Annotated in this window: 21 protein-coding genes; 12 read left to right on the top strand and 9 right to left on the bottom strand. The window is 64.4% G+C overall.

Features of this window, described 5'->3' with window-relative positions:
• The first annotated feature begins 28 nt into the window (after positions 1-28).
• The 4 genes from N7E70_RS19165 to N7E70_RS19150 all read left to right on the top strand — a co-directional run bounded on the left by N7E70_RS19165 (position 29) and on the right by N7E70_RS19150 (position 4,107).
• On the top strand, positions 29-1,216 hold the full coding sequence (locus N7E70_RS19165; protein WP_067962538.1) for an ABC transporter permease: 1,188 nt from the start codon (positions 29-31) through the stop codon (positions 1,214-1,216).
• Position 1,217: 1 nt separating this feature from the next.
• Positions 1,218-2,039 (top strand): ABC transporter ATP-binding protein, encoded by an 822-nt coding sequence (locus N7E70_RS19160; RefSeq protein ID WP_154386069.1) that lies wholly within the window; start codon positions 1,218-1,220, stop codon positions 2,037-2,039.
• Positions 2,040-2,053: 14 nt separating this feature from the next.
• Positions 2,054-3,427 (top strand): MlaD family protein, encoded by a 1,374-nt coding sequence (locus N7E70_RS19155; RefSeq protein ID WP_154386068.1) that lies wholly within the window; start codon positions 2,054-2,056, stop codon positions 3,425-3,427.
• A gap of 101 nt (positions 3,428-3,528) precedes the next feature.
• Positions 3,529-4,107, top strand: a complete 579-nt coding sequence (locus tag N7E70_RS19150) for an ABC-type transport auxiliary lipoprotein family protein (protein WP_263007298.1) — start codon at positions 3,529-3,531, stop codon at positions 4,105-4,107.
• 273 nt (positions 4,108-4,380) lie between these two features.
• On the opposite strand, the gene N7E70_RS19145 is transcribed toward N7E70_RS19150, so the two are convergent.
• Entirely contained in the window at positions 4,381-11,109 is a 6,729-nt protein-coding gene (locus N7E70_RS19145; protein ID WP_263007297.1) for a kinesin, read from the bottom strand.
• Positions 11,110-11,412: 303 nt separating this feature from the next.
• On the opposite strand from N7E70_RS19145, the gene N7E70_RS19140 reads away from it, so the two are divergent.
• The 3 genes from N7E70_RS19140 to N7E70_RS19130 all read left to right on the top strand — a co-directional run bounded on the left by N7E70_RS19140 (position 11,413) and on the right by N7E70_RS19130 (position 13,347).
• Entirely contained in the window at positions 11,413-11,763 is a 351-nt protein-coding gene (locus N7E70_RS19140) for an Hpt domain-containing protein (RefSeq protein WP_246340632.1), read from the top strand.
• 153 nt (positions 11,764-11,916) lie between these two features.
• Positions 11,917-12,237, top strand: coding sequence for a 2Fe-2S iron-sulfur cluster-binding protein (locus tag N7E70_RS19135; RefSeq protein WP_067962523.1), 321 nt, complete (start codon positions 11,917-11,919; stop codon positions 12,235-12,237).
• A gap of 81 nt (positions 12,238-12,318) precedes the next feature.
• Complete coding sequence (locus tag N7E70_RS19130; RefSeq protein ID WP_263007296.1) at positions 12,319-13,347, top strand: NAD(P)/FAD-dependent oxidoreductase; 1,029 nt, start codon at positions 12,319-12,321, stop codon at positions 13,345-13,347.
• Between the two features lie 19 nt (positions 13,348-13,366).
• Here N7E70_RS19130 and N7E70_RS19125 read toward each other — a convergent pair whose 3' ends face one another.
• Positions 13,367-13,981, bottom strand: coding sequence for a DUF922 domain-containing Zn-dependent protease (locus tag N7E70_RS19125; protein ID WP_154386063.1), 615 nt, complete (start codon positions 13,979-13,981; stop codon positions 13,367-13,369).
• A gap of 152 nt (positions 13,982-14,133) precedes the next feature.
• Here N7E70_RS19125 and folP point away from each other — a divergent pair, with 152 nt between their 5' ends.
• From folP to folK, 3 genes are read left to right on the top strand one after another with little or no spacing between them, the layout of a single operon-like run.
• Positions 14,134-14,982 carry a dihydropteroate synthase gene (folP, locus tag N7E70_RS19120; RefSeq protein ID WP_263007295.1) on the top strand — a complete coding sequence of 283 codons (849 nt, stop codon included), beginning with the start codon at positions 14,134-14,136 and terminating at the stop codon, positions 14,980-14,982.
• 5 nt (positions 14,983-14,987) lie between these two features.
• Complete coding sequence (folB, locus tag N7E70_RS19115) at positions 14,988-15,347, top strand: dihydroneopterin aldolase (RefSeq protein ID WP_154386061.1); 360 nt, start codon at positions 14,988-14,990, stop codon at positions 15,345-15,347.
• Complete coding sequence (gene folK, locus N7E70_RS19110) at positions 15,331-15,855, top strand: 2-amino-4-hydroxy-6-hydroxymethyldihydropteridine diphosphokinase (RefSeq protein WP_154386060.1); 525 nt, start codon at positions 15,331-15,333, stop codon at positions 15,853-15,855. The genes folB and folK overlap by 17 nt, the downstream gene beginning before the upstream one ends.
• Before the next feature lie 9 nt (positions 15,856-15,864).
• Here folK and N7E70_RS19105 read toward each other — a convergent pair whose 3' ends face one another.
• Positions 15,865-16,518, bottom strand: a complete 654-nt coding sequence (locus N7E70_RS19105) for a hypothetical protein (protein WP_263007294.1) — start codon at positions 16,516-16,518, stop codon at positions 15,865-15,867.
• A complete protein-coding gene (locus tag N7E70_RS19100; protein ID WP_263007293.1) occupies positions 16,515-16,814 on the bottom strand; it encodes a DUF3572 domain-containing protein in 300 nt (99 codons plus the stop codon). The genes N7E70_RS19105 and N7E70_RS19100 overlap by 4 nt, the downstream gene beginning before the upstream one ends.
• Before the next feature lie 213 nt (positions 16,815-17,027).
• On the opposite strand from N7E70_RS19100, the gene N7E70_RS19095 reads away from it, so the two are divergent.
• Positions 17,028-17,399, top strand: a complete 372-nt coding sequence (locus N7E70_RS19095) for a response regulator (protein ID WP_067962504.1) — start codon at positions 17,028-17,030, stop codon at positions 17,397-17,399.
• 30 nt (positions 17,400-17,429) lie between these two features.
• A complete protein-coding gene (locus tag N7E70_RS19090) occupies positions 17,430-18,803 on the top strand; it encodes a PleD family two-component system response regulator (protein ID WP_263007292.1) in 1,374 nt (457 codons plus the stop codon).
• 437 nt (positions 18,804-19,240) lie between these two features.
• Here N7E70_RS19090 and rpmG read toward each other — a convergent pair whose 3' ends face one another.
• The 5 genes from rpmG to rnr form a co-directional block, all read right to left on the bottom strand.
• Entirely contained in the window at positions 19,241-19,408 is a 168-nt protein-coding gene (gene rpmG, locus N7E70_RS19085) for a 50S ribosomal protein L33 (RefSeq protein ID WP_019173400.1), read from the bottom strand.
• 117 nt (positions 19,409-19,525) lie between these two features.
• A complete protein-coding gene (locus N7E70_RS19080) occupies positions 19,526-20,668 on the bottom strand; it encodes an MFS transporter (RefSeq protein WP_263007334.1) in 1,143 nt (380 codons plus the stop codon).
• Positions 20,669-20,715: 47 nt separating this feature from the next.
• Positions 20,716-21,456, bottom strand: coding sequence for an NUDIX hydrolase (locus N7E70_RS19075; protein WP_067962500.1), 741 nt, complete (start codon positions 21,454-21,456; stop codon positions 20,716-20,718).
• A gap of 73 nt (positions 21,457-21,529) precedes the next feature.
• On the bottom strand, positions 21,530-21,967 hold the full coding sequence (locus tag N7E70_RS19070; protein ID WP_067962496.1) for a DUF983 domain-containing protein: 438 nt from the start codon (positions 21,965-21,967) through the stop codon (positions 21,530-21,532).
• A gap of 2 nt (positions 21,968-21,969) precedes the next feature.
• On the bottom strand, positions 21,970-24,285 hold the full coding sequence (rnr, locus tag N7E70_RS19065; RefSeq protein ID WP_182573861.1) for a ribonuclease R: 2,316 nt from the start codon (positions 24,283-24,285) through the stop codon (positions 21,970-21,972).
• Positions 24,286-24,289 lie beyond the last annotated feature (4 nt).

Raw genomic sequence — 24,289 nt, 5'->3', positions numbered from 1 at the left:
CCGCAGCCGACGCGTTAAGTAGTGTGCCATGTTGACCATCGGCAAACGGGAAGCAAGCGGCGGGGCAGCCGACGGCCGAGATCACCGACCGCAGGTTGCTGTGGCGGAGCGCGAAGGCGTGCTCGCCTGTGTGTTCACCGGGATCTGGACCACCCGCACCGTTGCCTTCGTCGACGCCGAGATGCGCAATATCGAAGCCCGCAAGGGCTACAAGACCCTGGCGCTCGACCTCGGCGGCATCGAGAAGATCGACACCGCCGGCGCCTGGGTCATCGACAGGCTCGTCAGCGCCAATGAGAAGAAGGGCGTCGAGGTCAGGATGGAAGGCCACAGCGAGGTGGCCAAGATCCTGCTGGGCGCCGTCAGCGAGGCCGTGCGGCGCGAGGGCGAATCTGCCCCGGCTGGTCCGCCCAACATCGTCATGCGCATGCTTGAGGCTGTAGGCCGCCGCGTCTACGAGATGCGCGACGACTTCCTGTCCTCGATGAACATCCTTGGCGCAACAATTCGCGGCGCCCAGATGAAGCTCGGCCGTGGCCATGCGGTCAATCCGGCCGCCATCTTCAACCAGATCGACCGCATGGGCGTCGGCGCCATTCCCGTCGTCGTACTGATGTCGGCAATCGTCGGCGCCATCGTCGCCCAGCAGGGCGCCTACCAGCTTGCCTATTTCGGCGCCGATATCTTCGTCGTCGACCTGGTCGGTGTGCTGGTGTTGCGCGAACTCGGCGTGCTGATGACCGCGATCATGATCGCAGGCCGCTCGGGCAGCGCCATCACCGCCGAGATCGGCTCGATGAAGATGCGCGAAGAGGTCGACGCGCTGACGGTCATCGGGCTCAATCCCATCGGCGTGCTCGTGTTCCCGCGCCTCGTGGCCCTGGTCATTGCGTTGCCATGTCTGACCATCATAGCCAATTTTGCGGCGCTGGGCGGCGGCATGCTGGCGGCATGGCTCTATTCGGACATTCCGATTGCCGCCTTCATCGACCGCCTGCGCCTGGCAATCGACCTCAGCACCATCTTCGCCGGGCTGATCAAGGCGCCGTTCATGGCGCTCATCATCGGCACCATCGCTTCCGTCGAGGGCATGAAGGTCGGCGGCAGCGCTGAATCGCTTGGCCGCCACGTCACCGCGTCGGTGGTCAAGGCCATCTTCGTGGTCATCATCCTCGATGGCCTGTTTGCCATGTTCTACGCAGCGATCAACTTCTGACATGGCAAACCGGACACAGACTATCGAGGCGGAGAGCCAAAGCCAGGACGCCAGGGGCGAGGTGTTGCTGTCGGTGCGCGACCTGACGGTGGCCTTTGGCGACAAGGTCATTCTCGAGGATCTCGATCTCGACATCCGGCGCGGCGAAATTCTCGGCTTCGTCGGTGCTTCGGGGTCGGGCAAGTCGGTGCTGTTGCGCACCGTGCTTGGCCTGATCCGCAAGCGATCCGGCACGATCAAGCTGTTCGGCGTCGATCTCGAGCAGGCCAACGAGGAGGAGCGGCTCAGGATCGACATGCGGGTCGGTATGCTGTTCCAGCATGGCGCGCTGTTTTCGGCGCTGACCGTGCTGGAGAACGTCCAGGTGCCGATGCGCGAGTATCTCGACCTGCCGAAAAAGCTGATGGACGAGCTCGCCATGCTCAAGATCGAGCTCGTCGGTCTGCCGCCTGACGCGGCCCGCAAGTTTCCGTCCGAGCTTTCCGGCGGCATGATCAAGCGCGCGGCACTAGCGCGGGCGCTGGCACTCGACCCCGACATCGTCTTTCTCGACGAGCCGACGTCGGGTCTCGACCCCATCGGTGCTGCCGAGTTCGACGAGTTGGTCGGCAAGATGCGCGATACGATGGGGCTCACCGTCTACATGGTCACCCACGATCTCGACAGCCTGTTTTCGGTCTGCGACCGGGTTGCGGTGCTGGGCAACAAGAAGGTGCTCGTCGAAGGCACGATCGAAGACATGCTGAAGAGCGAAGAACCCTGGGTAAGGTCGTATTTCCGCGGAAAACGCGCGCGGCAGCTTGATCTTGCCGCAAGGGCATAGAATGGAATGATGTGATGGAGACCAGGGCAAACTACGTCATTGTCGGCATCTTCACGCTGTTTGCCGTTCTGGCCGCCTTTGCGTTCGTCTACTGGACGGCGGCAATCGGTGAACGTGGCGAGACGGCAACGTTGCGTGTCCGTATTCCCGGTTCCGCATCGGGCTTGGCCAGGGGCAGCTTCGTGCTGTTCAACGGCGTCAAGGTCGGCGACGTCCGGCGCGTCTATCTCGACATTTCCAATCCCCAGGTGGCGATCGCCGACGCCGAGATCGACAAGCTGACGCCGATCACCCAGTCGACACAGGCGGATATCGGCCTCGCCGGCCTGACGGGACAGGCCAATATCGAGCTCAAGGGTGCCAACATCAAGGAGCCCAACCTGCTCGACCAGGCCGAGGCGGAGGGCAAGATCGCCGAGATCGTTGCCAATCCGTCCGCCGTGACCAATCTGCTGCAGACGGCGCAGGACATCTTCAAACGCGCCGACACGGTGCTCACCAATCTCGAAGGTTTCACGAACGACGTGCGCGGACCGCTGACCGAGACCGTCAGCAATGCCCAGAAATTCTCGGAGTCCTTGGCGCGCAATGCCGATGGCGTTGACAAGTTCCTGGCGAGCGTCAGTGCTCTGTCGGAGCAATTATCGGCGGTCTCGGGCAAGCTCGACGGTACGATCGAGGCGGCGGAAGGCCTGCTCAAGTCGGTTGACCGTGACAAGGTCAAGAATATCGTCGCCAGTGTCGACACCTTCACCAAGAACCTGAGCGCTCAGAGCGACCAGCTCGACGGCATCGTCAAGGGCGTCAACACTGCGGTCGCCTCGATCAACGACTTCGCCCAGAAGACCCAGCAGACGCTGACCAAGGTTGACGGCGTGCTCGACGGCGTCGATGCGGCCAGTGTGCGCGAATCGCTCGACAACATCCGCAAGGCCAGCGAAAGCGCCAACCAGGCCGCGGCCGACGTCGCCAAGGTCACCGAAAAGTTCGGCGACCGCGCCGACGACATCGACCAGATCATTACGGACGCCAAGCAACTGGCGTCGCGCCTCAACGCCGCTTCGGTGCGCGTCGACGGCGTCATGGCCAAGGTCGACAAGCTGCTCGGTTCGGGCGAGGCGGAAGGTGTCATGTCGGACGCCAGCGCCACCTTGAAGTCGTTCAAGCAGGTGGCCGATACGCTGAATTCGCGGCTCGCGACGATCATGGACGGGCTGTCGCGCTTCTCCGGGCAGGGGCTGCGCGACGTCGATGCGCTGGTGCAGGATTCCCGGCGTTCCATCAGCCGCATCGAACAGGCCATTTCCGACCTGGAGCGCAATCCGCAACGCATCATCACCGGCGGCGAGGGCTCGGTACGCGAGTTTGACGGCCGGGTGCGTCGTTGACATCGCCGGCATGCAATCGCATGAAGGCAAATGAGGGGTGTTCGCGCGCGGCGCGGGTGAGTCTGTTTCGGGGACAGCACGTGAAGGCTGCTAGATCAACTTTGCTGCTGAGCGCAGTCACGCTTGCGCTGTCCGGCTGCACCTCGTTGTTCGTCAGTACGCCGCCGCCGCTCGACACCTACGAGCTGACTGCGCCCGCTGTCGACGGCCGCAACGGCCCGAGCCGCCGCCAGATCCTGATTGCCGAACCTTCGGCGCTCAAATCGCTGGATGGCCAGAGCATCGTCATCAAGCCATCGCCCGGGTCGATACAGTTCCTCAAGGGGGCGCAGTGGTCGGACAGGCTGCCGCGCATCGTCCAGGCACGGCTCGCCGAAACCTTCCAGCGCGCCGGCGGCTATATCGGCGTCGGCAAGCCGGGCGAGGGCCTGGCCATCGACTATCAGGTGATCGTCGAGCTGCGCAGCTTCGAGATCAAGGTCGGCGGCGGCGAACGCGCCGACGTCGAGCTGTTCGTCAGGCTGCTCAACGACCGCAACGGCCAGGTGCGCGCCTCGCGCGTCTTCACTGTGAGCGCCCCGGTTTCCGGCGGCGGCAACGATGCCTATGCGGCGGCGCTCGACAGCGCATTCGGCCAGGCCGCGACCGAAATCGTCAAATGGACCGAGACGCTGATCTGACCAGGTCGGTAGGGGAATGAGGCAATAGGGCAGTAGGTTCCCGAACTCTTCCGGTCTGCTCGCCTGGGTTCTTGACGCTTCCTTTCCAACGTGGCGCGCATCTCTCAATACGACATTCGGCTGCCAAGTCGGCGCAGGCCCCGGCGCTTGCCATGTGACCCAGGGCAGATCAACGCCACAAATCGTAACTTCAGACAGCAAAAGGGGCAGTAGGTTAACACCCCACTGCCCCATTTCCTTATTGCCATACTGCCCTCACGGGCCGCGGCAGCCTTACTTCAGGCGGCCGGCCGCATGTGCGAGCATGGTGTAGACCTTACCGGTATCCGACGTCAGGTAGGTCTTGGTCATGATGCTGTCGCGGTCGTTGCGCGAGACGTCCTTCAGCAGCTTCTCGAAGTCGTCGCAATAGCGGTCGACGGCCGAGCGGAACTCGCCATCCGACTGATATTTACGGCGGATCTCGTCGAAGGTCTGCTGACCCTTGAGCGTGTAGAGGCGGCGGGTGAAGACGTCGCGCTCGCCGCGGCGATAGCGGTCCCAAAGCTCGATCGAGGCGTCGTGGTCGATGGCGCGGGCGATGTCGACCGACAGCGAGTTGAGCGACTCGACGACGTGCAGCGGCGAACGCTGGGCAGGCACGGCGCGTGGTTCTGCCTGGGCAGCGCCACGGGTCAGCTGCTCTTCGCGTGAAGCACCGGTCAACAGATCGCGGACCCAGCCGCCCTGCTGCTGGCCGCCACGGCTGGCGGCCGGTTCACGTGCCGGCTGCTGCGGGGCAGGAGTGGCCGGGCGCTCGATGTCGAGCGTGCCGCGCAGACCGGCGCCACCTAGCGGCACCTGAGGTGCCGGCGGTTCGCGACGCTGCTCGGGCTGAGGCGCTGGGCGACGCGGCGTCGGCTGCTGCGCAGGGCGCAGCGAGGCATCGGAGACATCGACGCTGCGGCCGGACTTGGCGACGATCGCCGACAGTTCCTTGAGCGCGTTGATCTGCTCGGAAACTGCGCGGCGGATGGCCGTCGTCGATTCCTTGGCTTCCTCAGGCATGTCGAGCACGCCCTTCTTGAGCTCGGCGCGGGTGCTTTCGAGCTCGGTCTTGATCGAGCCTGCGGTGCGGCGCATGTCCTCGGTGGCGTCGGCGAAACGCTTGGTCGCTGTCTCGACGACGTCGGAGATCGCCGCACGGATCTTGTCCGCCGACTCCATCGTCTTGCCTTCGGCGTTTTCGAGCGTCTGGCCAACCAGGCGCTCGAACGACTGCATGACGCGCTCGAGGTCTTCCGACTTCTTGACCAGGCCGACAGCCAGGTCTTCCAGCGACGACTGGCGCTCGAGCGTGTGCTCGAGGTTGCTCTGCGCCGAGGACAACAGGTTGGAAGCACTCGACAGCAGGCGGCTGTGCTCGTCGAACTTGGTGGCGATGGACGCCACCTCGCGCAATGTGCTGGACGACAGGTCGGTCAGGCGATTGGTGTTCGAGTCGACCAGGCGTGCGGCGCTCGAGAAGGTCTGCGCGGCCTTCTCGGTGGTGTTGGCGAAGTTCGAGGTGCTGCTGGTCAGGCGCTCGTCGACATTGGCGAGGTTTGCCGTCGCCTGGTCGATGAGGTTGCCCAGCTGCGCGCTCGACGTCGTCATGCGGCCGATCAGGTCGGCGACGCTTTCGGCGAGCGTCGAACGTGCACCCTCGACAGCCGACAGCGTCTCGGCCGTGCGGTTGGCGAGCGCGTCGACGAGAGCGGCGTTTTCCGAACGCAGCTTTTCGGTGGCACGTGCGGTCGCTTCTTCCATCGAGCGGTGAAGCTCGCTGCCGCTTTCGGCGAAGCGGTCGACCAGCGGGCGCGCCGTCTCGTCGAGGATCTTGGCGATCTCGTTCGAGCGTTCGGTCAGCATCGCGTTGAGTTCACGGGTGTTGGTGCCAATGGTGCGGGCAGCTTCATTGGTGCTCTGGCCGATATGCTGGCCGACGGCGGTGAAGGTCTCGGCGATGACGTTGGCACGGGCGACAAGCTGTGCCTCGGCCTGGGTGACCTGTTCGTTGAGCTTCTGGCCCATCGATTCCGCGCCATAGGCGAGGCGGTTCTCGGCGCTCGACAGATGTTCGCCGATACGGGCTGCGACGCTTTCGGCGCCGGCAGCCAGGCGCTCATCGACATTGGCAAGCGTTTCTTCGATGGCGCGGGCGCGGGCATCGAGATCGGCCGAGGTGCGATGGGCGCGGGCAACGACGCGCTGTTCGGTCTCGTTGAAGGCGCTGGCGATCAGTGCCGCATGCTCGCCGATGCCCGAAGTGCTCTCGGTGACGCGGGCGGCAAGCTGGCGTCCTGCCTCGTCGAAGGCCTGGCCGATTTCCGATGCGCGGCCGAGCAAGGCCTCTGACGTCTGGTCGACGCGTGCAGCGATGCGGCTGTCGGCTTCGTCGAAGGCGCGGCTGATCTCGGCAGCGCGGCCAAGCAGCGTTTCCGCTGTCTGGTCGACGCGTGCAGCGATGCGGCCGTCGGCTTCTTCGAAGGTCCGGCTGATTTCGGCGGCGCGCCCAAGCAGCGATTCTGCCGTACGGTCGACGCGGGCGGCGATGCGGCCGTCGGCTTCTTCGAAGGTACGGCCGATTTCGGCGGCACGGCCGGCAAGCGTGTCGGCGGTCTGGGCCGCACGCGCCGCGAGCCTTTCGTCGGCCTCCTCGAAGTTGCGCACGATTTCGCCGGCACGGCTGCCGAGCGTCGCCGAGCTGTCGGCGACCCGAGCGGCGATACGTTCGTCGGCTGCATCGAAGATGCGGCTGAGTTCGCCGGCGCGGCTGCCCAGCGAATCCGCGCCTTCGGCGATACGGGCGGCGAGCTTCTCGTCGGCAGTGTCGAAGATGCGGCCGAGTTCGGAGGCGCGGGCGGCAAGCGCGTCAGCGGATTCGCCGATGCGCATGCCCAGGCGTTCGTCCGCGGTGTCGAAATTGCGCAGGATGTCGCCGGCGCGAGCCGACAGGGCATCCGCGGTTTCGATGGCGCGGGCGATCAGCGAGCGGTCGGCTGCGTCGAAGGTGCTGGCGATCTCGCCTGCCTTGGCCGACAGCGTGTCGGCAGTCTCTTCGGCACGCGCCAGCAGCGCGTTCGACGTTTCGTCGGCGCGGGCGGCAAGGCGGCGGTCGGCGTCGTCGAAGGCACGGGCAATGTCTTCGGCACGGGCGAGCAGGGCGCTCGACGTCTGCTCGGCACGCTCGGCAATGACGCGGTCGGCGTCGCTGAAGGCCTTACCGGCCTCTTCGTTGAGAGCTGCGGTCACTTCCATGACCTTTTCGCGCAGGGCGCCGGCAACGAAGACGGCACTCTTCTCAAGCACGCCGCGGACATTGCCGACACCAAGCGACAGGGCGCGTTCCATGGTCGAGGTGCGCTCTTCGATGACGCCGGTCTGGCGGCGGAAGCTTTCCTCGATCTTCTCGATGTCGCCGGCGATCGCGTCGGAGATGTCGACACGGCGGGCGGCGATCTGGTCAATGTGGCCCGCAATGGCGAGGTCGATGTCGCGGCGAGCATCGCCGAGCTTGCCGAGATCCTCGTCCAGAGCGCGAGCCATGGTGTCGCGGCCTTCGGCCAACTTGCCGACATGGCCGGCGACGAGGCTGTCGATGGTGGCGCGGCTGTCGTTCAGCATGGCCAGGTCTGCTTCGAGGGCCTTGGTCAGGGTGTCGCGACCGGCGGCCAGCTTGTCGACCTGGCCCAGCATCATGCCGTCGATCTTGGCAAGGTCCGCTTCAAGCGCGCGGCGCAGGATGTCGCGGCCTTCGGCCAGCTTCTCGACCTGTCCGGCAACGAGGCCGTCAATGCCGGAGCGGCTTTCGGCAAGCTTCGCGAGGTCGTCTTCGAGCGCCATGGACAAGGTGCTGCGTTCGGCAACCAGGCGCTCGGCATGGCTGGAAACGAGGCTCTTGACGCTGTCGAGATCGGCTTCGAGCGAGCGGGTGAGCATCGCGCGGTCCTCGGCGAGCTTTTCCGACTGGGAAGCGACGGTGTTGCGGATGGCGTTGAGATCGGCTTCGAGAGCCCGCTTGAGGATGTCGCGGCCTTCGGCCAGCTTCTCGACCTGTCCGGCAACGAGGCCGTCAATGCCCGAGCGGCTTTCAGCCAGCTTGGCGAGATCGTCTTCAAGTGCCTTGGACAGGGTGCCGCGCTCGGCGGCCAGCCGTTCGGCGTGGCTCGACACCAGGCCCTTGACGTTGTCGAGGTCGGCCTCGAGCGAACGGGACAGCATGGCGCGGTCCTCGGCGAGCTTTTCCGACTGCGAGGTGATGGTGCTGTGGATCGCGTTGAGATCGGATTCGAGGGCGCGCTTGAGGATGTCGCGGCCTTCGGCCAGCTTCTCGACCTGGCCGGCGACAAGACCGTCGATGCCTGAGCGGCTTTCGGCCAGCTTGGCGAGGTCGTCTTCCAGTGCCTTGGACAGGGTGCTGCGCTCGGTAACCAGGCGCTCGGCGTGGCTCGACACCAGGCCTCTGACGTTGTCGAGGTCGGTTTCCAGCGAACGGGCCAGCAGCGCACGGTCTTCGGCGAGCTTTTGCGATTGCGAGGTGATCGTGTTGTGGATGGCGTTGAGGTCGGTTTCGAGGGCGCGCTTGAGGATGTCGCGGCCTTCGGCCAGCTTCTCGACCTGGCCGGCGACGAGGCCGTCGATGCCAGCGCGGCTGTCGGCCAGTTTGGCGAGATCGGTTTCCAGCGTCTTGGAGAGCAGGGTGCGCTCGTCGGCAAGCTTCTCGGCATGGCCTTCGATCAGGCCGTGGACGTTGGCGATGTCGGCTTCCAGGCTGCGCGACAGTTCGGCGCGATCGGACGCGATCTTGGAGGAATGGCCGTCAACGAGCGCCTTGATGCCGGCGAGGTCGGTTTCGAGCGCGTTGGCCAGGATGGCGCGGCCCTCGGCGATCTTCTCGACCTGGCCGGCGACGAGGCCGTCGATGCTCGCGCGGCTGTCGGCGAGCTTTCCGAGATCAGCTTCCAGCGCACGCGACAGGATGTTGCGGCCTTCGGCCAGCTTACCGACGTGGCCAGCGACCATTTCATCAATGTTCGTACGGGCTTGGACGAGTTTCTCGGAGTCTTCGACGAGCGCCTGGGCAAGCTGTTCACGGCCCTGGGCGAGCTGCCTGAACTGGCTGCTGAGCGTGTCGTCGATTGCCTGGCGCGACTGCTCCAGCTTGCGCATGTCGTCGTCGAGGGCGCGCGTGATCAGGCTGCGGCCTTCGGCAAGCTTCTGCACCTGGAAGCCGACGGCAGCCTCGATGCTGGCGCGACCCTCGGCGAACTTGCTGAGGTCGTCGCGTAGCGCTGCTGCCATGCGGTCGCGCGCTTCGGAGAGCTTGGTGGTGTGGTCTTCCACGGCCTGCTCGATGCCGACGCGGGCCTCGGACAGACGCTGGATGTCGCCGTCGAATGCGCGCGACACCTGATGGCGGGCTGCTTCCATGCGGCCGGCGAAATCGCTGGCGCGGGCTTCGAGCATGGTCGAGGTCGAGGTGATGATGTCGGCGAGGTCGGTGCCGATCTGGGTCTTGCCCTGGTCGATCATCGCCGACAGCGAGTCACGGCCCTGGACGAAGGTGGTGGCGATTTCGCGCGCACGCTCGACCAGCGTCTCGTTGATCTGGCGGGCGCGGGCTTCGAGAGCGGCATTGAGCTTGGCAGTGCCGGTGTCGAGCGCTTCGGCGCGGGTCTGGAATTCGCCGATCAGCGCTTGGCCGCGTTCAGCCAGCGTGCGCTCGATGCCGTGCAGGCTCGCCTCGAATTCAGAGTTGATCGTCTTGGCAGCGCCGCCGAGTAGCGAGACCATGCCCGAGGTGCGGTTGTCGAGCAGGTCGGTCAGCGAGCGGGTCACCTCGTCGGTGCTCTGCGTCAGCTTGGCGATGCGGGTGTCGAGCAGGCTGGCGAAGGCTTCGCCTGAGGTCGACAGGCGGTCGCTCAGCGAATCCATGCGGTTGTCGATCGCCTCGAACAGGCCCATGCCGCCTTCGTTGATGCGGTCGATGAGCGTGTCACCGGAATTGGTGATCGTCATCGACAGCTTGGTCGAGGCATTCAGGATGCTGTCACGGATGATGTCGCTGGCCGAGCCGAGTTCGTCGCGCAGCGTCTCATGGGCGCCGGAGATCGAGGCGCGGACGCGCTCCGCGTGGGAGACGACGGCCTCGCGCTCGCTGCCGAGACCATCGACAAGCGAACGGATGCGGGCGGCGTTCTCGGAATAGGAGCGCTCGATCTGGTTGACTTCGGTGTGGACTAGCGTTTCGAGCTCGACGGCACGCGCCAGCGTGCGTTCGATGCCTTCGCCCATGGCCGCCACCTCGCGGCGCACGGCCTGGCCGACCATCATGACGCGGTCCTGTGCCATGTTTTCGGGCTCGGCGAGGCGGAAGGCGACTTCGGTCATCGACTGCGCGGCAATGCGCATTTCCTGGGCGCGGCGGATCATCGCGGCAAAAGCCCAGAACAGCGCGATCGGCACGATGGTGGCGACGAGCAGCATCAGCAGGCCGGGACGTGCCAGCGCGTCGTCGAACGAGCGGATGGTCCAGATGCTGGGCGTGACGATGCGATCGGCCAGCGCCACTGCGCCGGCAACCCAGGCGACCGAAACCAGGCCGACCATCCAATAGATGGTGCTCGATGCGCGGCGGTTGAGGCTGTGCAGGAGCGACTTGTAATCCTTGGCGCGATCGTCGTTCGCGGGCTTGAAGCCTTCGGGCTGCAGCGGGCGGGTTTCGACGGGGCGCAACTGGGTCGGCGGCTCGGCTGCGCGTGCCACGGGGGCGGGCTCGGCCTTCGGCGCAGCAGCCTTCTGCTTGCGGCCTTCACGTGCCAATTCTTCAGCTGCCTGCGAAATCTGTGCTTCGAGATCGTCCATCGACGCGGCCATGTCGAGGCCGCCTTCGTCGCCGCTCAGGTCGAGGTCGAGCGCCTGCTCGAGCTCCTTGGCCACGTCGAGATCGAGGTTCTTTGTCGGAGTGGATTTCTTCGCCATGCCTTCGCTACCCTGTACTAAAGACGCGGATTTGCTGGACTTTTTGTCCTATTTTTGTCCGCGGCCGAGGCTCAATATGGACTGCCCGTATCGTAGTGACACAATCGGGTAAAGAAAACATGCATTCGCCCCGATACGTAAAAGTTTAAATATAAGGTTAACACTGCAGTGATTATTGGCCCCAATCCCGCACGGTTCCGGGCTTTGTCAGGTTAACGGGTTATCCACACGGACGCCCTAGCTTACCAACCCAAGGGCGAGTGGCGGGGCACGGGTTGAATGGTAACGCGCGAGACGGCTTCGATGGCTTTTGGCATGCCGGGAGGCGAATCCTCGGCATCGGTTCATGGCCGTCCGATCGACCTTGAACATCTTTCCCGGCAGACGATCGGCGACCGCGATGTCGAGCGCGAGGTGCTCGACATGTTCGTCCATCAGGCGCTCTCGGTTCGAGATGCGATCGTCAAGGCCGATCTTGCCGAGCGGCTGATGCTGTGCCACGCCCTGAAAGGTTCGGCGCGTGGCGTCGGCGCATTTCCCATTGCCGACTGCGTGGCGGCGATCGAAGCGGACCCGGACAATGTCGCTCTGATCACGCGGCTTACCCGCCTGATCGACGAGGCGCGCGACTTCATCGCTTCGTTCAGCCGCTGACGTTCGGCGGTGCCTTCCCGGGGGGCGTGCAATGGCCGCAGTAACATTTGTGGACCAGACAGTGTAATTCCGACAGCCGGCGGCGCTATCGCACGGCAGTTGACACACACGGCGGAGTGATTATCTGCCGTGTGACCTATTTCGGGAACGAGCATGACCAAGCTGACTTACATCGCCCATGATGGCACGCGTTTCGAAGTCGAGGCCGAGAACGGCTCGACCGTGATGGAAAATGCGATCCGCAATGCCGTGCCGGGCATCGAGGCGGAATGTGGCGGCGCTTGCGCCTGCGCGACCTGCCATGTCTATGTCGATGACGCATGGACGGCGATCGTCGGCGAGCCCGAGGCAATGGAAGAAGACATGCTCGACTTCGCCTACGAGGTCCGGCCGTCGTCGCGCCTTTCCTGCCAGATCAAGGTTCGCGACGAACTCGACGGCCTGGTTGTCTCCATTCCCGAGCGCCAGGGCTGACGTTCCCAACTTGGCCTTGCTTGGCATGACAGCTGTTGTCATGCACATTTTCGAAATGCGTGCGTCAGCGGCGAGGTGGCCTTGAGCGACATCACCACAACCGACGTCCTGATCATCGGAGCCGGGCCGATCGGCCTGTTTGCGGTGTTCGAGCTCGGTCTCTTCGACATGCGCTGCCACCTTATCGACATTCTCGACCGCCCCGGCGGGCAATGCGCTGAGCTTTATCCGGAAAAGCCGATCTACGACATTCCCGGCTATCCGGTGATCGGCGCCCAGGAGCTGGTCGACAAGCTTCTGGAACAGATCGCGCCATTCAAGCCCGGTTTCACCTTCAACCGGATGGTGACTGCGCTGGAGCGGCTCGAGAATGGCAGCTTCCGCGTCACGACCGACGAGAATGAGGTCTTCGACGCCAAGGTCGTGGTGATTGCCGCCGGCGGCGGCTCGTTCCAGCCCAAGCGCCCGCCGATCCCTGGCATCGAGGCTTATGAGCAGGCCAGCGTCCGCTATGCGGTTCGGCGCATCGAGGATTTCCGCGATCAGGAGGTGGTCGTCGTTGGCGGCGGGGATTCCGCGCTCGACTGGACGCTCAACCTGCAGCCGGTGGCCAGACGCGTCACGCTGGTCCATCGGCGTCCGGAATTCCGTGCCGCGCCCGACAATGTCGGCAAGATGCATGCGCTGCGCGATGCGGGCGCCATCGACCTTGTGATCGGCCAGGTTTCAAGCCTGTCAGGCGAGGACGGCATATTGCGCTCCGTCACCGTCAAGGGAGCGGATGCCGATACCGAGGTTGCCTGCACGCGGCTGCTGCCGTTCTTCGGCTTGACCATGAAGTTGGGGCCGGTGGCAGAATGGGGCCTCCATCTTCACGAGAACCAGATCCCGGTCGACACCGAAAAATTCGAAACGTCGGAGCCGGGAATCTTCGCCATCGGCGACATCAACTGGTACCCGGGCAAGCTCAAGCTGATCCTGTCGGGCTTTCATGAATCCGCGCTGATGACGCAGGCTGCCAAACACATCATCAGCCCCAAGGAACGCGTCGTGTTTCAATACACGACGTCGTCGACGAGCCTGCACAAGAAGCTCGGCGTTCCTGACTGATTTTGCAGAGGCCTGGCCCTCAGTTCTTGAGCTTGCCGGCGTCGATGCGCTCCAGCCGGTAGCGCAGCAGCCTGACAATCCGGCTTTCGAAATTGATGCCTTCGATGCGGTCGAATTCCTCCTGTGCCCGGTCATGAGCATTGAGGATGCGGTTGCTCGTCGCCTTTGCCTTGGTGGCGGCGATGTCGCAGCTCTTCTGCTTGCCGATCGCCCTCAGCGCCTGTTCCAGTTCACGGGCGTGGTTCTTGGCAATGACGACGTGGCTTTCCTCGTGGCGCTTGATGTCGGAAGACAGCGTGTTCCAGATCAGCTTGACGTCCTGGGCTGCCTTGCCGTTCTGGCGCCAGCGCGGCAGGATCACCTTGGCCTTGACGGTGACCTGGGCCGAGACGATGGCGCAGCCGCCCTTGACCTCGGCGTAGCCGATGCGGCTGGTGAATTCCATCTGGGTTGCGCCCGGGTGCCTGCCGCCGGTGCTCTTGACCTCGGGCCCGCGCGTCATCAGCTGCTGCTCGATCTCGTCGAGCGTTTTGCCGGTGATGGTGAAATAGCTGTAGGATTTGGACACAGTTGCCGCCTGAACGGGTAGGCAAATGCCTCCAGCGAGTAGGGCGGCCAGGAAGAGTTGCTTCATTAGTTGCCTCTTGGCCTACCTTGCGTTAGGGGCGATGGCGGCGCAACGGAAATCGGATCGTGCCGCTGATGTGACCGTGCAGCGAGTTGAAGCTGCAAGCGTTGATATTTCGTGACGTGGTCTGTGCTCTGGAATTGTTTTGTGGCGACGGCATGACCGGCAAACGATGGCAACTGGCGCATGGGCGCCAACTCGACCTCGGCGACAGGGCGCTTGTGATGGGCATCCTCAACGTCACGCCCGACAGTTTTTCCGACGGCGGCGCGTTCGATGCGCCCGAGCGCGCGCTCGAACAGGCGCGCCGCATGGTCGCCGAAGGGGCCGTGATCATCGATGTCGGCGGTGAATCCACCCGCCCGGGCGCAGCACCTGTTTCTTCAGCCGAAGAGCAGGATCGCGTGCTGCCGATCATCGCCGCACTCGCCCGATCTGGCGATACACTGATCTCCGTCGACACCTACCGCGAGGAGACAGCGCGGCTCGCCGTTGCCGCCGGCGCGCACATCGTCAACGATGTCTGGGGCGCCCAGCGCGAGCCAGGTATTGCTCGGGTCGCAGCCGACACCGGGGCAGGGCTGGTGCTCATGCATACCGGACGCGAGCGCGACAAGCTGCCCGACGTGATCGACGACCAGTTGCTGTTCCTGCGCCGTTCGCTGGAGATCGCCCGGGAGGCCGGTGTCCAGGACGCTCAGATCGTGCTCGATCCGGGCTTCGGCTTCGCCAAGGATGCGGACGAAAATCTCGACCTGATGGCGCGTTTTTCGGAGCTGAGAGGGCTCGGTTATCCGCTGCTCGCCGGCACCTCGCGCAAGCGCTTCGTCGGCCATGTTACCGGGCGCGAAGCAGCCGACCGTGACGCGGGGACGGCGGCGACGAGCGTCATACTCCGCCTGCAGGGCGCGGATATATTTCGCGTCCATGATGTCGCAATCAACGTGGACGCGCTGGCATTCGCAGATGCTATGCTGGCGCGACAGACCAACCTGCCGGGACGCTGACCCAGATGTACCTTATCCGTATGAAAAACTGCGCCTTCTTCGCCCGGCACGGCCTGTTCGACGAAGAAGAGGCACTTGGCCAGCGCTTCTATGTCGATGCCGAGCTGACGGTCGATCCGTCGCGTCCGCTGGAGGACGATTCGATGGACAGCACCGTTGACTACGGCGTTGCCTTCCAGGTCATCGAAAAGATCATTACCGGCCAGCGGCGCTTCCTGATCGAGGCGCTGGCGCAGGAGTGCGGTCGCGCGCTCGCAGCGCGTTTCCCGCAGATTAAGCGGGCCGAAATTACGGTCCGCAAGCCGAATGCGCCCGTGCCCGGCGTCCTCGATTACGTAGAGGTGACCGTTGTCTGGCCAGGTTGAGGAGCGCGGCTTTCTCAGCCTCGGCGGCAACCTGGGCGACCCAGCGAAGTCGATGGCGTCGGCGCTGCACATGCTCGACAGTTCCGGCGGCACGCGCGTTGTGGAAGTCTCGTCTCTGCACCGCACGCCGCCTTGGGGCAAGGTCGATCAGCCCGATTTCCTGAACGTCACCGCCGAAGTCGCTACCACGCTCGCGCCGCTCGAACTGCTGAAGCTCTGCCTCGAGCTCGAGCGGCGGCTGAAACGCGTGCGCATCGAGCGCTGGGGCCCGCGCCTCATCGACATCGACGTGCTCCTGCTGGGCAACAGCAATGTCAGCGATGTCGGACTTGAGATACCGCATCCGCGCATGCTCGACCGTGCGTTCGTCATGGTCCCGCTGGCTGAAATCGCGCCGAATCTCATGCTGGCAGGCAAGTCGGCGGCCGAATGGGCCGCCAGGCTCGACAGCGAAGGCATCGAGAGGCTCGACACCGGCCGCAACTGGTGGCGCAATCTCGGCGAATAGTCAGTGATACTAGAGACCCAAGGCCGTGGCGATCTTCGGCGCGGCCTGGGACCAATCGTCCTCGATGACGATTCCATCCGGCAGCGGCGGCAGAAATGCACGCATTTCACGATAGGACATCAGGTTGAACAGATGCGCGTCGGCGACGGCGTCGCGCACCGAGACCAGATTGTGCGGAATGTCGTCGACGAAGGCGACCCTGCGGCTGGTTTCGCCCCGCAACAGCCGCAGCGCGGGGCCCTTGGCCCTTTCAGTGGTCAGAAGCGGGTAGGGGAAACCCAACGCATCGAGATGCCGGCGCCTGATGTCGCGGTGGCGATGCGGCATCGCGGTCAACAGCACCACTTCCGCGCCTGCCGCGAGCCCCGCCACGGCATCGGCCGCGCCAAGTGCTGCCGTCTGCCATTCGCTCTGGGCATGAAAGAAGCCGTCGAGCTGCGCCGAAACCGCTTCCTGGTCCAGCGGCACTTGCGTCTTTACGTCGACGATGTTGCCGGTCAGCTTGAACGACCTGGCCGAGAAGGCCAGTCCCTGCGCATCGAGGAAGCGCATGAACGGCACCATGAATTCGAGCAGCACCTCGTCGACGTCGAGCACCAGCAACGGCCTGGTGTCGCGGGCCAGTTCGGCGATCTGGCGGGCTGTTTCGGGATCTTCGCTCATGCGGAGCGCTCGTGGTCGTCATTGCCGAGGGGCAGGGCACGCAGGGCGCTGCCCACTTCGCCCGGCGCGATGCCTGCCTCCTGCGAGAAACGCAGCAGTGTCGGCTCATGGGCGAGAATGAAGTTCAGGACGCCGGCGAGGAAGCCGGGCTCCTGGGCGGCGCGGCGGATCTGATGCGCCTCGATGCCTGATATGGCCAGAAAGCGCGGCAGGAGCTCCGCGTCGGAGGCGACGAAGCCAAGTGCCTGGACTGCAAGCGCTTCGGCGTATTCCTGCGATTGCTGGTTCTTCTGCATCTGGTGTTCGCCCCGATCGACCTCTGTCGGGAGTAGCCGCAAGCAGCCATCGGGGCAACCGCTAAAGCGGTCGCGCAACCATCCGTGATTTGGCTTCGGTGTTTTACGTTTCGTAATGTTCTTGAGTTACGGTCGGATTCGGGGTTGGTGTGCGCATCCGGCGCGCAACAGGATTGCCGCGGACCTGTGGCGAGCAATCGGGACGGAATTTCTATGGTCAAGAAGGTGATGATCGTCGAGGACAACGAGCTCAATATGAAGCTCTTTCGCGACCTCATCGAGGCAAGCGGCTATGAGACCGTGCGCACGCGCAACGGGCTCGAAGCGCTCGATCTTGCACGGAAGCATCGGCCGGACCTCATCCTGATGGATATCCAACTGCCCGAGGTCTCGGGCCTCGAGGTCACCAAATGGCTGAAGGAGGATGACGACCTCCACACCATCCCCGTCATTGCCGTCACCGCATTCGCCATGAAGGGCGACGAGGAGCGGATCAGGCAGGGCGGTTGCGAAGCCTACATTTCCAAGCCGATCTCGGTGCCGCGCTTTATCGAGACGATCAAATCCTATCTGGGCGATGCCTGATGTGCTCGCCGGCTCGCTCGAGGGACTAGCATGACAGCGCGCATCCTCGTCGTTGACGACATACCGGCCAATGTGAAGCTGCTCGAAGTCCGGCTTCTCGCCGAGTATTTCGAGGTGCTGACCGCCTTCAATGGACCTGATGCCATCGCCGCCTGCGAGGACGGCAAGGTCGATGTCGTGCTGCTCGACGTGATGATGCCCGGCATGGACGGTTTCGAGGTATGCCGCCGCCTGAAGGCCGATCCGGCAACCGCCCACATTCCCGTCGTCATGGTCACGGCGCTCGACCATGTCACCGACCGCGTGCGCGGCCTTGACGTCGGCGCCGACGATTTCCTGACCAAGCCTGTCAACGACCTGCAACTGATCACCCGCGTCAAGAGTCTCGTCCGTCTCAAGGTGCTGACCGACGAGCTCAGGCTGCGCGCCTCGACCACCCACAGCATCGGCATGGACGAGCTTCTGGCCCGATCCGACCTGGTCCGGGGGGAACTGCCGAAGGTCCTGCTCATCGATGAGCAAACGTCTTCCGCTGCTCATATCTGCGCGCTGCTGGATGGCGCCGCCGACGTGCAGTTGGCCGCCGATCCGCAGTCGGGGCTCTTCAACGCGGCCGAAGGTGCCTATGAGTGCATCATCGTGTCGTCGGGGTTTTCCGACTTCGATCCGCTCAGGCTATGCTCGCAGCTCCGGTCGCTCGACCGCACGCGCTCGCTGCCGATCGTGCTGCTGGTCAACAAGGAAGAGGACGACCTGACCGTTCGCGGGCTTGAACTCGGCATCAACGACTATCTGGTGCGGCCGCTGGACAGGCAGGAGTTGATCGCCCGCCTGCGCACACAGGTGCGGCGCAAGCGCTACAATGACGAGCTCAGGCAGAGCGTCAGCCAGACCATCGAGATGGCGGTAACGGATGGCCTGACCGGTCTGCACAACCGTCGCTACCTCGACAGCCACCTGCCGCGGCTGGTCGAGCGCGCGGCTGCCCGTCGTCGGCCGCTGTCGCTGATGATCACGGACCTCGACCGATTCAAGCGCATCAACGACACGTTTGGCCATGACGGCGGCGACGAGGTCCTGCGCGAATTCGCTCGGCGCGTGAAGAAGAGCGTGCGCGGCATTGATCTCGCTTGCCGATTCGGCGGCGAGGAATTCGTCATCGTGATGCCCGATACCGAAGGCGCGCTGGCCGAGATCGTTGCCGAACGCATCCGCTCCGAAATCGCCAGGACGCCGTTCAAGCTCGGCGGAACCGAGCAGGGCGTGTCGGTGACGGTCAGCGTCGGCGTCTCGGCGCTGGTCATGGAAGGAGACACAGTTGCCGGGCTAATGAAGCGGGCGGATCTGGCGCTTTACGACGCCAAAACACGCGGTCGCAATCGCGTGGTGGCGAGAGCGGCCTGAGCCGCAGTACGGCTTCACGGTCAAGCGCGTTAAGCTCAATCGTTTACCTTAACCCGGGCGATTCGCGAGCCGTGGTTAAGAAAGTGTTGATTTTCAAGCGATCTTGCGCGACTGTGAGATCGAGAAGAAGGACGGGCGCCGGCACGAGGAGCACAGGCCGGATAGCCCTATCGATACCCCATGATGCTCAGGTCCGCCGCATCTCCTGGGTCCGTGGGGTCGGCCGGCCGGCACTGGCACATAGTGGCCTCCTCGTACCGCTGCCAGACGCCGACCGGCCCCCTATCTCGAAATCATCCCGTTTTGACTGAGTATGGGGCAGGCGGCTTTCCGTGTGCCCTTCGATGCGTTGGCGCAAGCCGCCGTGCGGTAGACAGTTCTGAAAACGAAAACGCCGCCCGATGGGCGGCGTTTTGGAATTCCTGGAGGCAACCAGATTACTTGATCTTGGTTTCCTTGAATTCGACGTGCTTCTTCGCAACCGGGTCGTACTTGCGGAACGACAGCTTTTCCGTCTTCGTGCGGCTGTTCTTGCTCGTCACGTAGAAGAAACCGGTGTCGGCGGTCGACAGAAGCTTGATCTTGATGTTTGCAGCCTTGGCCATGATTCTCGTCCGTTAATCGTCTGGAGTTGCACCCGCCTCAGGACGGGAAAACAACCCGGACGCGGAAAACCTGCGGGACACATAAAGAACGCGCCCGGAAAGTCAAGCCTTGGAGCGCTATCGGCTCGCTTTCGCGGCAATTCGGCCCAGTCCGATGGCGACGTAGCCGCCGAAGAACACCGCCAGCGCCCAGCCGAATCCGTTCGGGCCGAAGACGTCCATGAAGATGCCGATCACCTGCGGCCCAAGGATCATGCCGACGCCGTAGCAGAAGATGAAGGCGGCGTTGGCCGAGGCCAAGTCGCGGCCTGATAGCTGTGCGCCGAGATGCGCGAGGCCGACGGTGTAGAGTGCCGCCACCACGCCGCCCCAGACAAACAGCATGCCCGCCATCAGGTGCCAGTTGATGGTCAACAACGGCATCGCCAGCGTTCCGCCCAGACCGACGAGGGCGCAGATGAGCAGCAGGATGCGGCGATCGCCGATGCGGTCGCTCAGCATGCCGATCGGAATCTGCAGCAGGAAATTGCCGAGCCCGATCATGGTCAGCAGCATCGCTGCCTCGCCCTCGCTGTAGCCGATGCGCTGGCCGTAGATCGGGAAGAGGGCGAAGCCGCCTGTTTCCACCGCACCGAAGACGAGAACGGCGGCGGTCGCTGTCGGCACGATCCAGATGTGGCGGAAGAAGCCACCCTTGCCGCCTTCGGAGACGATCCTGGGGCTTTCGCTGCGCGCCAGCAAGACGGGGATCGCGGCGATCATGACGAAGGCGAAGGTCAGGCCGAACGGCAGGAGGCCGCTGCTGCCGATCTGCGAGAACAGCCATGGGCCGGCGGCGAAGCCGAGCGAAAGCACGGTGGCATAGATGCCGAGCACCAGGCCGCGCCGATGTGGCGGAGCACAGGTGCTGATCCAGAATTCCGACAGGATGAACAGCACTGTCAGCGCGAAATGCAGCACGGCCCGCAACGGAAACCACATCCAGAAGGACTGGGCGAAATAGAAGCCGACGAAGGCCACGGCGCCGGCGAGAATCATCGCCAGCATCGTCCAGACGACGCCGAAGCGCATGGCGATCGGCGTCGCCAGCGGGGCGGCGGCAATCGAGGCGATGCCGGCGACTGCCGTGTTGAGGCCGATCATCGAGGAGGAATAGCCGCGCGATTCGAGAATCACGCTCAACAGCGGTATGCCCAGCCCAATGGCGATGCCGACGACGCTGATCGAGGCAATGGCCGCTGAAATCGCGCGCCAGTGCACGCGTTCGACGTTTTCAGCCTCCTGAACGGTATCGGTCATGCAAAGCCCTACAGGATGTCGCGGCGGAAGTGTTGGGCGAGCATGCGGTAGAATGGCACCTCGCCACCCGGCTGGAGTCCGGGATCGACAGCTAGCCGCTGCCTCAGGTCGCCAAGCACCGACTGGGTGATCGCCGGAATGTCGGCCTGCATGGCATCTGCCAAGGGCAACCAGATCAGTTCCTCGAGCTCGTTTGTCGGTCCGCCCTGAGGCAACTCGACCGCGACGTCGCTGCGCCAGGCGGAGAGGAAGCGTGTGTCGAAACGCCTGACCCGGCCGGGAGGGGTCACCGCGCGCGCGATGAAGCGCAGGCAGCCGAGCGCAGGCGCGACGCCATGCTCGGCAAAGCCTTGCCAGTCGGCCTTGGTGGTCGAGAACGGGCCGCGCCGGCCGATCAGAAGCCCTGCTTCTTCGTAGGTTTCGCGAACAGCCGAAAGCGCAATCGCCCGGGCGCGCGCGACGCTGACCCGGCCGGTGCCGGCGCGCAGCTTGTCCTGCTCGTCGGGATGGAGCTCTTCGGCCACCTTGATGCGGCTGTCTGCCGGGTCGGTGCGGCCACCGGGAAAGACGAACTTTCCGGGCATGAAGGCATGCTTCATGTGGCGCCGGCCCATCAGCACCAGCACGTCGTCGCCCTTGCGGTCGAGCAGGATCAACGTCGCCGCGTCGCGCGGACGCAAGGGGGCTGGTCCTTTGGCCATTTCCCTGGCTTCGAGCCTGTCGAGGTCTGCTTTGCTAATGCCATCCATCGCGGCTGTCCTAACGGAATGTCGGGTTGGACGGAAGCACTTGCTTGCTCTTGGGCATTGCGCCAGCCCGGGTTCAAGCCTCGGGATGCGTTTCGATCACGTCTTCTTCGCCGCCGAAGCCGTGCATGTAGAGCGCCCATTGCATGCCGACCACGGCGCCCTTCATCGGGCGCAGCAGCGCGAGCGCGGAAACGATGGTCAGCGGTACCCAGATCAGCAGATGCTGCCATAGGGCCAGCTTGCTGGTCGCCTCGACGCCCATGAAGGCGCCGACGACGATGTGGCCGACGATGACAACCACGAGATAGGCGGGCAGGTCGTCGGCGCGATGATGGAAAATCTCCTCGTGGCAGACTTCGCATCTGTCGACAGTCTTGACGAACGACGCAAACAGCCGGCCCTGGCCGCAGTTCGGGCACTTGCAGAGCAGGCCCCGCTTGATCGCTTGCCAGACCGGCCGAGGTTCACGCGCAACCTTGTGGTGGTTGCCGCCGAATACCTGCTCTTCCATCGTCATCTCCTGCCGCGAGGTCCTCGCCGTGGCTGGGAGGCGCGGGCACGCGTTCGTTGCCCCTTGGTCTTGTGGAAGGACCGCTTGGAACCGGGCAGGGGCTTCGGTTCGGTCAGCATCTCGAAGCGCATGGCACCCGCCAGCGGCGCGATCTCGACCAGCTTGACCTCGACGCGATCGGCGAGCTGATAGCCCTTGCCGGAGCGTTCGCCGAACAGGGCGCGGGCTGCTTCGTCGAAATGGTAATAGTCGTCACCTAGCGATGACACCGGGATGAAACCATCCGCGCCATATTGCGGCAATTGGACAAATAGTCCCGCCTTGACGACGCCGGAAATGCGCGCCTCGAATGTCTCGTCGACGCGCTCGGCCAGGAAACCCGCGACCAGCCTGTCGACGGTCTCGCGCTCTGCCGCCATGGCGCGGCGTTCCGTCTGCGAGATCAGCCCGGCGGTCTCTTCCAGCCGCGCTTCCTCCTGGGGCGTCAGGCCGCCGGCACCGAGGCCGAGCGACCCAATCAGCGCGCGATGCACGATGAGGTCGGCATAACGGCGGATCGGCGAGGTGAAATGCGCGTAGCGGCGCAAATTGAGGCCGAAGTGACCGATATTGTCGGGATTGTATTCGGCCTGGCTCTGCGAACGCAGCACCACCTCGTTGACGAGCTGCTCATTGTCGCCGCCGCGCACCTGCTCGAGGATGCCGTTGAACTGGCTTGGACGCATCGCGGCCCCACGCGCCAGCGACAGGCCGATCGTTTGCAGGAACTCGCGCAGCGATTCCTGCTTGGCCAGCGAAGGGCCGTCATGGATGCGGTAGACGAGCTTCTGCTTCTTGTTCTCCAGCGTCTCGGCAGCCGCGACGTTCGCCTGGATCATGAACTCTTCGATCAGCTTGTGGGCGTCGAGGCGATCGGGAACGATGACGCGGTCAACCGTGCCGTCCGGCTTGAGCAGGATCTTGCGTTCGGGCAGGTCGAGTTCGAGCGGCTGGCGACTGTCGCGGCCGCGCTTGAGCACGTCATAGGCGGCCCATAACGGCTTGAGGACGGTCTCCAGGATCGGCCCGGTCTTCTCATCCGGGATGCCATCGATGGCGGCTTGCGCCTGCGGATAGGCGAGGCGGGCCGAAGACCGCATCATGATGCGGTGGAAGGCGTGCCTGATCTTGCGGCCCTCGGCCGAAAACGTCATGCGCACGGCCAGCGCCGGGCGGTCGACACCTTCGCGCAGCGAGCACAGATCGTTGGAGATGCGCTCGGGCAGCATCGGCACGACGCGGTCGGGGAAGTAGACCGAGTTGCCGCGCTTCAGTGCCTCGTTGTCGAGCGCCGTGCCCGGACGGACATAGGCTGCCACGTCGGCGATAGCGACGGTGACGATGAAGCCGCCGGGGTTCTTCTCGTCGCTGTCGGCGACGGCATAGACGGCGTCGTCGTGATCCTTGGCGTCGGCGGGGTCGATGGTGACCAACGGCAGCTCGCGCCAGTCCTCGCGCTTGCCGTCTAGCGTCGCCGGTTTCACGGCCTCGGCTTCGGCGATCACGTCGGCGGGGAATATGTGGGGAATGTCGTGGGCATGGATGGCGATCATCGAGACCGCCTTCTCATTGGTCAACGAACCCAGTACCGAGACCACCTTGGCGCGCGGCAGGCCGTAACGGCTGGCCCGTTCCGGCACCACTTCGACCAGATCGCCGTCCTTGGCGCCGTTGTGGTGGTCCTTGTCGATCACCAGCTCGGGCTGGCGGCGTTCAACCGGCTCGATGCGGAAGCTGCCGTCCTTGAGGATGCGGAAAATGCCGAGCGCCGTGTCGGCGCGCTTCTCGAACATCTTCATCACGCGGGCGGTGTAGGCCGGCTCGTTGTCGTCGATATGATCGTCGACGGGGAAGGTCTTGGCCAGCACGCGGTCGCCGACGCCGGGCACAGGTCCATTGCCGCTGCGCGACAGCTTGATGGCCACGATCGGGCCGTCAGGCTGTTCGGAGGCGCGGGCCAAAAGCGTGCCTTCGGCGTCGCGGCCAAAAATGTCGAGCACGGCGACATGCGGCAACGCGCCGGCGCGGGTCAGGCGCTTGCGGCTCTTTTCCAGCAGACCTTCGTCCTGCAACTCGCGCAGCAGGTGCTTCAGCCAGATGCGGTCGTCGTTCTTGAGCGCAAAGGCCTTGGCGATGTCGCGCTTGCCGCTGCGGTCAGGATTCTCGGCGATGTAGCGCAGAATCTCGTCCCGCGACGGCCGGTAGACGTCCTTGCCACGGACCTCGTCGCTTGCGGCGCGTCTGGTGCCGGCATTTCGTCCGGAAATCTTTCGCGCCACGGTC

This window comes from Aminobacter sp. NyZ550 (assembly GCF_025628925.2).
GTDB lineage: Bacteria > Pseudomonadota > Alphaproteobacteria > Rhizobiales > Rhizobiaceae > Aminobacter > Aminobacter ciceronei.
Note: the sequence above shows the minus strand (reverse complement) of the source record. Positions and strands in the feature narration are given on the sequence as shown.